The organism is Nocardioides segetis (genome assembly GCF_051390595.1).
Taxonomy (GTDB): Bacteria; Actinomycetota; Actinomycetes; order Propionibacteriales; family Nocardioidaceae; genus Nocardioides.
In genome coordinates, this window is the sequence record NZ_JBNINR010000007.1 from 188,950 (window position 1) to 197,471 (window position 8,522).

Sequence of the window (8,522 nt, forward strand, 5' to 3'; positions counted from 1 at the left end):
CCGGGTCGACACCCCTGCCTCCGCCGCGGGCCCGGAGGGCGGCGCAATAGGCTGGCGTCATGTCCCCCACCGGTTCGGCGCAGCGGGCCGAGGCCACCCGGCAGCTGCGTGCGGCCAGCGGCTCGCTGAGCACGGCGGCGACGTCGCGCATGGACGCCGACCTGCCGTGGTTCCGCGACCTGAGCGCCGAGGAGCGCTCGTACGTCGGGATGATCGTCCAGGCCGGTGTGCGGGGCTTCGTCGACTGGTTCGCCGACGGCGGAGGGGCCGACCCCGGGGACCATGCCCTGGTCGGCCAGGTCTTCGGTGCCGCGCCCCGCGCCATGGCCGGGACGGTCGACCTGCACCAGACCGTCGAGCTGATCAAGCTGACCATCGACGAGGTCGAGGCGAACATCGAGCGACTGCTCGACCCCGAGGTGCTGCCGGACGTGCACGCCGCCGTCCTGCGCTACGGCCGTGAGGTCGCCTTCGCGACGGCCGAGGTGTACGCACGCGCGGCCGAGGTCCGGGGCCGCTGGGACGCGCGCCTCGAGGCGCTCGCCGTCGACGCGGTCCTGCGCGCCGAGACCGACGAGGCCGTCCTCTCCCGCGCCAGCGCGGTCGGCTGGTCCTCCCGCGGCGAGGTGGCCGTGGTCGTCGGCACCGCTCCGCCCGAGGCGTCCGGCGCCACCACCGGTGTCTTCGAGGAGGTCCGCCGGGCCGCGCGGGAGCGCGGTCTGGATGCGCTGAGCGCGGTCCAGGGCCACCTGCTGGTCGTCATCCTCGGCGGCGTCGACCAGCTCGAGAAGGACGCCGGCTCCGTCGCGCACCTCTTCGGCGAGGGCGCGGTGGTCGTCGGCCCGACCGCGGCCGACCTCGCCCATGCCCACCTGTCGGCCCGGGTCGCGCTCGACGCGCTGCGCGCGGCCGTGGGCTGGCCGGACGCACCCCGTCCGGTCTCGGCCCACGACCTGCTCCCCGAGCGGATCCTCGCCGGCGACGACCGTGCTCGCCTCGAAGCCGTCGTCGACGTCTACCGCCCCCTCGACGACTCCCGCGGCGAGCTCGTCGAGACCCTCGTGGCGTACTTCGCGAACGGCGGGGGGATCGAGGCGACCGCCCGCTCGTTGTTCGTGCACGCCAACACCGTGCGCTACCGGCTCGGCCAGATCGCGGACCTCACGGGACTCACTCCCTCGGTCCCCCGCGACGCGCTGACGCTCCAACTCGCCCTCGTGCTGGGCCGACAGGCCGGCTGACCGCCCTCCGCGCGGTCCGCGCAGCGGCAACGGCCGCCTTGTAGGACTCCCACAAGGTCCGGCCGCCAAGTTCGTGGACGGTGCAGGCGCGGTCCTCACCACCCGAGCGGCAGGCTGGTGGGGTGCTCGTGATCGTGGCCCCCGGACAAGGCGCGCAGACCCCAGGCTTCCTCTCCCCGTGGCTGGAGGACCCGACCGTCGCGGCCTACATCGACTGGCTCTCCGCCGTCTCCGGGTTGGACCTGGCGCACTACGGCACCGCCGCCGACGAGGAGACCATCCGCGACACGAAGATCGCGCAGCCCCTCCTGGTCGCCGCCGGCCTCGTCGCCGCCCGACAGCTCGACGCGAGCGCGGACGCGGTGGCCGGTCACAGCGTCGGCGAGATCACGGCCGCCGTCGGCGCCGGGGTCCTCACCGCCGAGCAGGCCATGGTCCTGGTCAGGGAGCGCGGCAATGCGATGGCCGACGCGGCGGCCGTCACCCCCACCGGCATGACCGCCGTCCTCGGCGGCGACCGGGACGAGGTCCTCGCCGCGATCGCCGGCCAGGGCCTCACCGCCGCCAACGACAACGGGCCGGGCCAGATCGTCGCCGCCGGCACGACCGAGCAGCTGGCCGCGTTCGCCGACAACGCTCCTCAGGGTGCCCGGCTGCGCTCGCTGTCGGTCGCCGGGGCCTTCCACTCCCCCCACATGGCGCCCGCCGTCGATCATGTGACCGGCCTGGCCCGGTCGGTCGCGGTCACCGACGCGCACACCCCGTTCATCACCAACTCCGACGGCTCCACCGTGCGCGAGGGCCGCGACACGCTGGACCGGATCGTCGGCCAGATAGCCCGCCCGGTGCGCTGGGACCTGTGCCTGGAGACGATGGCTGGCCTGGGCGTCACCGGCCTGCTGGAACTGCCCCCGTCGGGCACGCTGACCGGCATCGCCAAGCGCTACTTCCGCGGGCGCGAGCCGGGCGTCGAGACCTTCGCCCTCGCCGGCCCCGAGCAGCTCGACGAGGCACGCGCCTTCTGTGAGCGGCACGCGGTCGCCACCCGCCCCGAGGTCGTGCCGGCATGAGCCTCCAGGTCGAGTCCACCTCCACGCACGCCGCGATCCTCGGCGTCGGTGCCTACCGACCCGTGCGCGTGGTCCCCAACGCGGAGATCGTCGACGCGATCGACTCCAGCGACGAGTGGATCCAGCAGCGCTCCGGCATCCGCACCCGCGGGATCGCCGGCGACTCCGAGACGGTCGTGTCGATGTCCGTCGAGGCGTCGAAGATCGCCATCGAGCGCGCCGGGATCGACGTGCAGCAGGTCGACGCGGTCATCGTCGCGACCGTCAGCCACCTGATGCAGCTGCCCTCCGCAGCCGCCATGATCGCCCACGAGCTCGGCGCGGCGCAGCCGGCGGCGTTCGACATCTCGGCCGCATGCGCCGGGTTCTGCCATGGCGTCGCCCTCGCCAACGACATGGTGCGCGGCGGCACCGCCCGCCACGTGCTCGTGATCGGCGTGGAGAAGCTCTCCGACATCACCGACCCGACGGACCGGGGCTCGGCCTTCATCTTCGCCGACGGCGCCGGCGCCGTGGTCGTGGGGCCGGCCGACCAGCCCGGCATCGGCCCGGTCGTGTGGGGCTCGGACGGCGAGCACTACGACCACATCCGCTCCCGCAAGGGCTGGAAGGAGGTCGTCGCCTCCGGCGACCTCCGCGAGGCCGCGATCACGATGAAGGGCAGCGAGGTCTTCCGGTGGGCCTCCTACGGGATGGCCAAGGTCGCCCAGCAGGCACTGGACCGCGCGGGCATCACGGTCGACGAGCTCGACTGCTTCATCCCCCACCAGGCCAACAACCGGATCACCGACGCGATGGCGCGAGCCCTGCGGCTGCCCGACACGGTCCGCATCGCCCGCGACATCATCGACGCCGGCAACACCTCGGCGGCGTCGGTCCCGATGGCCCTGCAGCGCATGATCGACGACGGCGACGCGAAGTCGGGCGACACCGCCCTGCTCATCGCCTTCGGCGCCGGCCTCGCCTACGCCGCGCAGGTCGTCGTCCTTCCCTGACGGGCCCCGCCCGCTCACGAGTCCGCACCACCCAGCACCACCCATCAACCACGGGAGAACACGAAGAATGAGCACCGAAGAGATCCGCGCCGCCCTCGCCGAGATCGTCAACGAGGTCGCCGGCATCCCGGCCGACAGCGTGCAGCTCGACAAGTCGTTCAGCGACGACCTGGACGTCGACTCGCTCTCGATGGTCGAGGTCGTCGTCGAGGCCGAGGAGAAGTTCGGCGTCACGATCCCCGACGACGAGGTCAAGAACCTCAAGACCGTCGGCGACGCCGTCGCCTACATCGAGCGCAACCGCGCCGCCTGATCATTCTGATCCACTGACTCACCAAGGGAGACCGACAGCCATGTCCCGCACTCGTGTCGTCGTCACCGGCCTGGGCACCACCAGCCCGCTCGGCGGCGATGTCGCCAGCACCTGGGAGGGCCTCCTCGCCGGTCGCTCGGGGGTCCGTCCCCTCGGCGACATGGCTGACGGTCTCCCGGTGACCATCGGCGCCACGGCCGCCGTCGACCCGGCCGAGGTCCTCGACCGGGTCGTGGCTCGTCGCCTGGACCGCTCCTCGCAGTTCGCGCTGGTCGCGGCGCTCGAGGCGTGGGCCGACTCCGGTCTGGAGGCCGCCGGGGAGTCCGGTGCCCTCGACGGCGACCGGTTCGGCGTCGCCTTCGCGTCGGGCATCGGCGGCGTGCACACGCTGCTGTCCAACCACTCGACCCTGCTCGAGAAGGGACCGCGCCGGGTCTCGCCGATCGCCGTCCCGATGCTCATGGCCAACGCGCCGGCGGCGACGATCAGCCTCAAGCTCGGCGCCCGCGGCCCGGTCAACACCCCGGTCTCGGCGTGCGCGTCCGGCAACGAGGCGGTCTCCCTGGCGGCCGACCAGATCCGGCTCGGCCGGGTCGACGTCGCGATCGCCGGGGGCACCGAGGCCGCGATCCACCCGCTGCCGATCGCCGCTTTCGCCAACATGATGGCGCTGTCGAAGAACGACGGCGACCCGACCACCGTCTCGCGTCCCTTCGACACCGGTCGCGACGGCTTCGTCCTCGGCGAGGGGGCCGGCGCGCTGGTCCTGGAGTCGCTGGAGCACGCTCAGGCGCGCGGCGCCCGGATCTACGCCGAGGTGCTCGGCACCGGCATCACCGCGGACGCCCACGACATCGCCCAGCCCGACCCGGCCGGCCGGGGTGGCGCGCGCGCGATCCGCGCCGCCGTCCAGGACGCCGGCGTCGCCGCCGGCGACATCGCCCACGTCAACGCGCACGCGACCTCGACGCCGCAGGGTGACGTCGCCGAGTCCCTGATGCTCCACGCCGTGCTCGGCTCGGCGGCGGACGATCTGGTCGTCTCGGCCACGAAGTCGATGACCGGTCACCTGCTCGGGGGCGCCGGAGCGCTCGAGGCGGTCGCGACGGTGCTCGCGATCCACCACCGCACCGCCCCGCCGACGATCAACCTCGACGAGCAGGACCCGCAGGTCGAGCTCGACGTCGCCACCAAGCCCCGCGACCTGCCGCTGGGCGACATCGCCGCGATCAACAACTCGTTCGGCTTTGGCGGCGCCAACGTCGCCGTCGTCTTCGGATCGCCCTCCTGACACCCGCTCGACCGGCGGGGCGACCGTCCCCAGCGCGGCTTCGCGCTCCCCAGGCCAGGGCCGCTGGAACACCTCCCGTCCAGCGGTCCTGATGACGGATCGCTCCCCGACGACAAGCGCCCCGGCTCGCCAGAGCCGGGGCGCTTTCGTGTTGCGGGAGCGGTGCGCGGACGACCTGCCCGGACGATCTGTTCAGACGACCTGGTGCAGCCAGCGGACGGGGGCACCCTCGCCGGCGTACCGGAAGGTCTCCAGCTCGTCGTCCCACGGCTTGCCGAGGAGCTTGTCGATCTCGTTCTCGAGGGTCACCTCGCCGAGCGCGGCACGGACCACGGAGGCCTTGAGCCGATCCTCGGGGATCATGATGTCGCCGTGCAGACCCATGACGGCATGGAACACACCGAGATCGGGCGTGTAGGAGAACCGGGCGCCCTCGGTGGACGCGGTCGGCTCCTCGGTCACCTCGAACCGCAGGTGGTTCCAGCCACGCAGCGCGGACGCCATCTCGGAGGCCGCGCCCACCCGACCGGTCCAGGAGAACTCGGCCCGGTAGGTGCCGGACTGGGCCGGCTGCGGCGTCCAGTCCGGGTTGACGGGTACGCCGAGGACGCCGCCCACGGCCCACTCGATGTGGGGGCACAGCGCGGACGGCGCGGAGTGGACGTAGAACACGCCCCTGGTTGCACTCATGCTTCCGGTCACCACGAACCCTCGCTTCTTCCTACCTCCGGCGTGAGATACGCCTTCCCCAGCGGTCTCGACGGAGGTGTCGGAGTCGCGAGCGTGTGCGGGCACCGCAGACAGAGTGACACCTGTGTTGTTGTGCTCCCATTGTGACGTATGGGGACCCCCGACACCAGCGCCCCGCGCGCGTGTCTGGCCTCACACCGCGCGAGGACCACTCCCCACGGCGAGCAGCTCCGCCAGCACGGCCCTCCCGATGCCGAGTCCGCCGAGGTGGCTCTCGCCGTCGATGGTGGTCAGCGTCGCGTCCGGCAGCCGCTCGACGCAGTGCCGCCCGTGCGCGAACGGCACGATGTGATCGTCGTCGCCGTGCCACCAGCGCACCGGCACGCCGACGTCGGCGAGCCGGAAGCCCCAGTCCCGGGTGAACAGCAGCAGGTCCGCCAGCGGGGCCGAGGTCTGGAACCGGCTGCCGTTGAGGAGGTCGTCGAGGAACATCGCCTTGAACTCCGGGCGGCCCAGCAGGCTCCGGTCCCCCGGCGGCTGAACCGCGGCATACAGGTCCAGCGCCGGTCCGGCGAGCGGCTTCACCGCACGGATCGCTCCGGTGAGTGCCACGCCCAGCGGGACCCGGGTCGCCGCCAACACGGGCGCGGCATGCACCGCGAGCCGGATGATCCCACCGTCGGCGGCGTCCGGTCCGCGCGTCGGCGCGACGCCGCCGAGGACGCCCACGGCCCGCACCCGGTCCGGAAGGGCGGCGCCCGCGGCAAGCGCGTAGGGACCGCCGCCGGAGAGTCCGATCACGCGAAGCGTGTCGACCGCCAGGGCATCGAGCAGCAGGCTGAGGTCCGCGGTCCAGTCGAGCACGTTCTCGTAGAGGTGGGACGTGGACGAGCCGATGCCCGGGCGGTCGATCCCGATGATCCGCACCCCGGCCTCCTCGGCGTACGCGCGGGCGTCGACGGGGATCTGCCGCCGTGCGCCCGGCGTTCCGTGCATCCACACGATGGCGGGGCCGCGCGGGGAGCCGTACTCCGCGAAGCTGAGCCGCCGCCCGTCGCGCACGGCGACGCTGCCCTCGAGGGTCGGGCGCTTGGGCTGCTCCGCGATCCGCGGCGCCGGGAACGTCATGCGCAGGAGTGTGACAGGTACCGCCCCTCACCCTCGCCGTGTCCTACGCTTCGGCCATGACCGACGCAGGATCCGCGCCCAGCGGCGCGCCCGCACCGGGCCGTCGTCGCGCCGAGCGCCCCGCACGCGCGCGTTCGGGCGCGCTGAGCATCCCTCGGGTCCCACGACCGTCGTTCCAGTCCCGGGGGTGGCGCATCGGACTGCTCGCCGCCGCTCTCGCGCTCATCGTGACCTGGCTCGGCTGGTACGCCACGACACCGGAGGAGCTGCCGGTGAGCGACAAGGTCGTCAACGCCAACGGCGTGGTGGGGACGCCGCTGTACGTCGGCATGTTCGCCGCCTCCGGGGAGTTCGGGCGCACCCTGCGGATCTCGGGGGTCAAGGTCCACACGACCAGCGACGTCGACCTCGAGGTCACGCCGCTGCTCTGTCGGCGCGGCACCGTCGGCGTCACCACACAGCCCGCCCAGTTCTGCAGCGACCTCGTCGATCCGGAGGGACAGCGGCTGGTGGCCGGCGACTCGATCGTGGTGCGGATCGAGTCGGACACCGCGGCGCTCGCCGTTGTCGACCGGGTGCGGATCGCCTATCGCGAGGACATCCGCTGGGACACCCAGCCCGCCGGCCACCGGCAGGCGATCGTGACCATCGCCGCGCGCCCCTGAGCCGCCCAGCGGTCGGTCACGACGATCAGTCGCGCTCGACCCGCTTCTCGAGCGACTCGGCACGGTCGGCGGCGTCGGTGATCTCCTCGGCGTCGATCGCGTTGGTCTTGTGGAACCACGTCAACGCATCGTTGAGCCGTCCGGCCTCCTCCAGCGTGTCTGCATAGGCGTAGCGGAGACGGACGACCCACGACTCCCTGCTCTTGCTGTTGAGCGGCGCCACCTCGAGGGTCCGCAACGCCGCGTCGAATTGGCCGAGATCACGACGCGCGCCGGCCTCCACCAGGGTCATCTCCGCCTTGGCGGCGGGAGCGAACTTCGCGACGGACGGGCTCTTGGCGAGTTCGAGGGCGCGCGTCGGGTTGCCGAGCGCCCGGTGACAGTCCGCCATGATCGGGAGGTACGCCGTCGCGCCGTTCATCCGCTTCGCCGCGCGCAGCTCCGACAGCGCCTCGGCATAGTGGCCGGCGGCGTAGGCGGCCTCGCCGACGGCCTCACGGACCACCGCGATCCGCGGCGCACGCGCCTTCGCCGCGAGCGTGTGCTGGTAGGCGGTCTCCGGGTCGTCGTCGACCAACTGACCCGCGGCGGCCATATGACGCGCCACCCGCGCGGCCAGCTTCTCCGGTAGGCCCTTGAGATGGGCGCGCACCGAGGGGCTCAGCTCGGAGCCCGTGACGTCGTCCGGCAGCGGCGGGCCGTCGTAGACCGCCTGCTTCTCCGTGCGCTCGGCCGGCTCCACTCGCGGCCTGCGACTCGACTCCGCGCGGGGGCCGCGCCGCTGCTCGGAACCCGGGCGGCCGCCCCGGCCCGCGGGCTTCCGGTCGCCCGACGAGCGGCGGTCGTCGCCGCGGGAGCTCGCGCCCTTGCGAGGGACGCCGCCCTTCCGGGGCCCGCCGCCCTCGCGGGGGCCGCCCTTCCGAGGGGCTCCGGAGCCGTCCCGACGGCCACGCTGGTCTGCCACGTTGTCTCCTGGGAGTCGAGGTCGCTATTGAGGAATCTAGGCGCAAAACAGCGTAGGGGCCACCCGCTGGGTGGCCCCTACCTGAATGTTTGTCCGGCGGCGTCCTACTCTCCCACATCCTCTCGGTTGCAGTACCATCGGCGCTGGCAGGCTTAACTTCCGGGT

General features: G+C 73.0%; 9 protein-coding genes and 1 rRNA gene. 6 read left to right on the forward strand and 4 right to left on the reverse strand.

The window, feature by feature from the left end:
* The first annotated feature begins 59 nt into the window (after positions 1-59).
* From ACPZVR_RS15305 to ACPZVR_RS15325, 5 genes are all read left to right on the forward strand, one after another.
* Positions 60-1,241 carry a PucR family transcriptional regulator gene (locus ACPZVR_RS15305; protein WP_436700465.1) on the forward strand — a complete coding sequence of 394 codons (1,182 nt, stop codon included), beginning with the start codon at positions 60-62 and terminating at the stop codon, positions 1,239-1,241.
* Between the two features lie 122 nt (positions 1,242-1,363).
* Positions 1,364-2,311, forward strand: coding sequence for an ACP S-malonyltransferase (locus ACPZVR_RS15310; RefSeq protein WP_436700466.1), 948 nt, complete (start codon positions 1,364-1,366; stop codon positions 2,309-2,311).
* On the forward strand, positions 2,308-3,306 hold the full coding sequence (locus ACPZVR_RS15315) for a beta-ketoacyl-ACP synthase III (protein ID WP_436700467.1): 999 nt from the start codon (positions 2,308-2,310) through the stop codon (positions 3,304-3,306). The genes ACPZVR_RS15310 and ACPZVR_RS15315 overlap by 4 nt, the downstream gene beginning before the upstream one ends.
* Before the next feature lie 67 nt (positions 3,307-3,373).
* The gene (locus ACPZVR_RS15320; RefSeq protein ID WP_141799363.1) at positions 3,374-3,619 is read left to right on the forward strand and encodes an acyl carrier protein; all 246 of its coding nucleotides are present in this window, start codon (positions 3,374-3,376) and stop codon (positions 3,617-3,619) included.
* Positions 3,620-3,659: 40 nt separating this feature from the next.
* Entirely contained in the window at positions 3,660-4,910 is a 1,251-nt protein-coding gene (locus ACPZVR_RS15325) for a beta-ketoacyl-[acyl-carrier-protein] synthase family protein (RefSeq protein WP_436700468.1), read from the forward strand.
* A gap of 192 nt (positions 4,911-5,102) precedes the next feature.
* Here the strand turns inward: ACPZVR_RS15325 and ACPZVR_RS15330 are convergent, their stop codons facing one another.
* Together ACPZVR_RS15330 and ACPZVR_RS15335 are read right to left on the reverse strand one after the other, a co-directional pair.
* Entirely contained in the window at positions 5,103-5,600 is a 498-nt protein-coding gene (locus ACPZVR_RS15330) for a DUF3145 domain-containing protein (protein ID WP_436700469.1), read from the reverse strand.
* Between the two features lie 192 nt (positions 5,601-5,792).
* The gene (locus tag ACPZVR_RS15335) at positions 5,793-6,728 is read right to left on the reverse strand and encodes an alpha/beta fold hydrolase (RefSeq protein WP_436700470.1); all 936 of its coding nucleotides are present in this window, start codon (positions 6,726-6,728) and stop codon (positions 5,793-5,795) included.
* A gap of 56 nt (positions 6,729-6,784) precedes the next feature.
* Here ACPZVR_RS15335 and ACPZVR_RS15340 point away from each other — a divergent pair, with 56 nt between their 5' ends.
* Complete coding sequence (locus ACPZVR_RS15340; RefSeq protein ID WP_436700471.1) at positions 6,785-7,393, forward strand: hypothetical protein; 609 nt, start codon at positions 6,785-6,787, stop codon at positions 7,391-7,393.
* Between the two features lie 25 nt (positions 7,394-7,418).
* Here the strand turns inward: ACPZVR_RS15340 and ACPZVR_RS15345 are convergent, their stop codons facing one another.
* Complete coding sequence (locus tag ACPZVR_RS15345; protein WP_436700472.1) at positions 7,419-8,135, reverse strand: tetratricopeptide repeat protein; 717 nt, start codon at positions 8,133-8,135, stop codon at positions 7,419-7,421.
* 313 nt (positions 8,136-8,448) lie between these two features.
* A 5S ribosomal RNA gene (gene rrf, locus ACPZVR_RS15350) occupies positions 8,449-8,522 on the reverse strand; the annotation flags it as partial.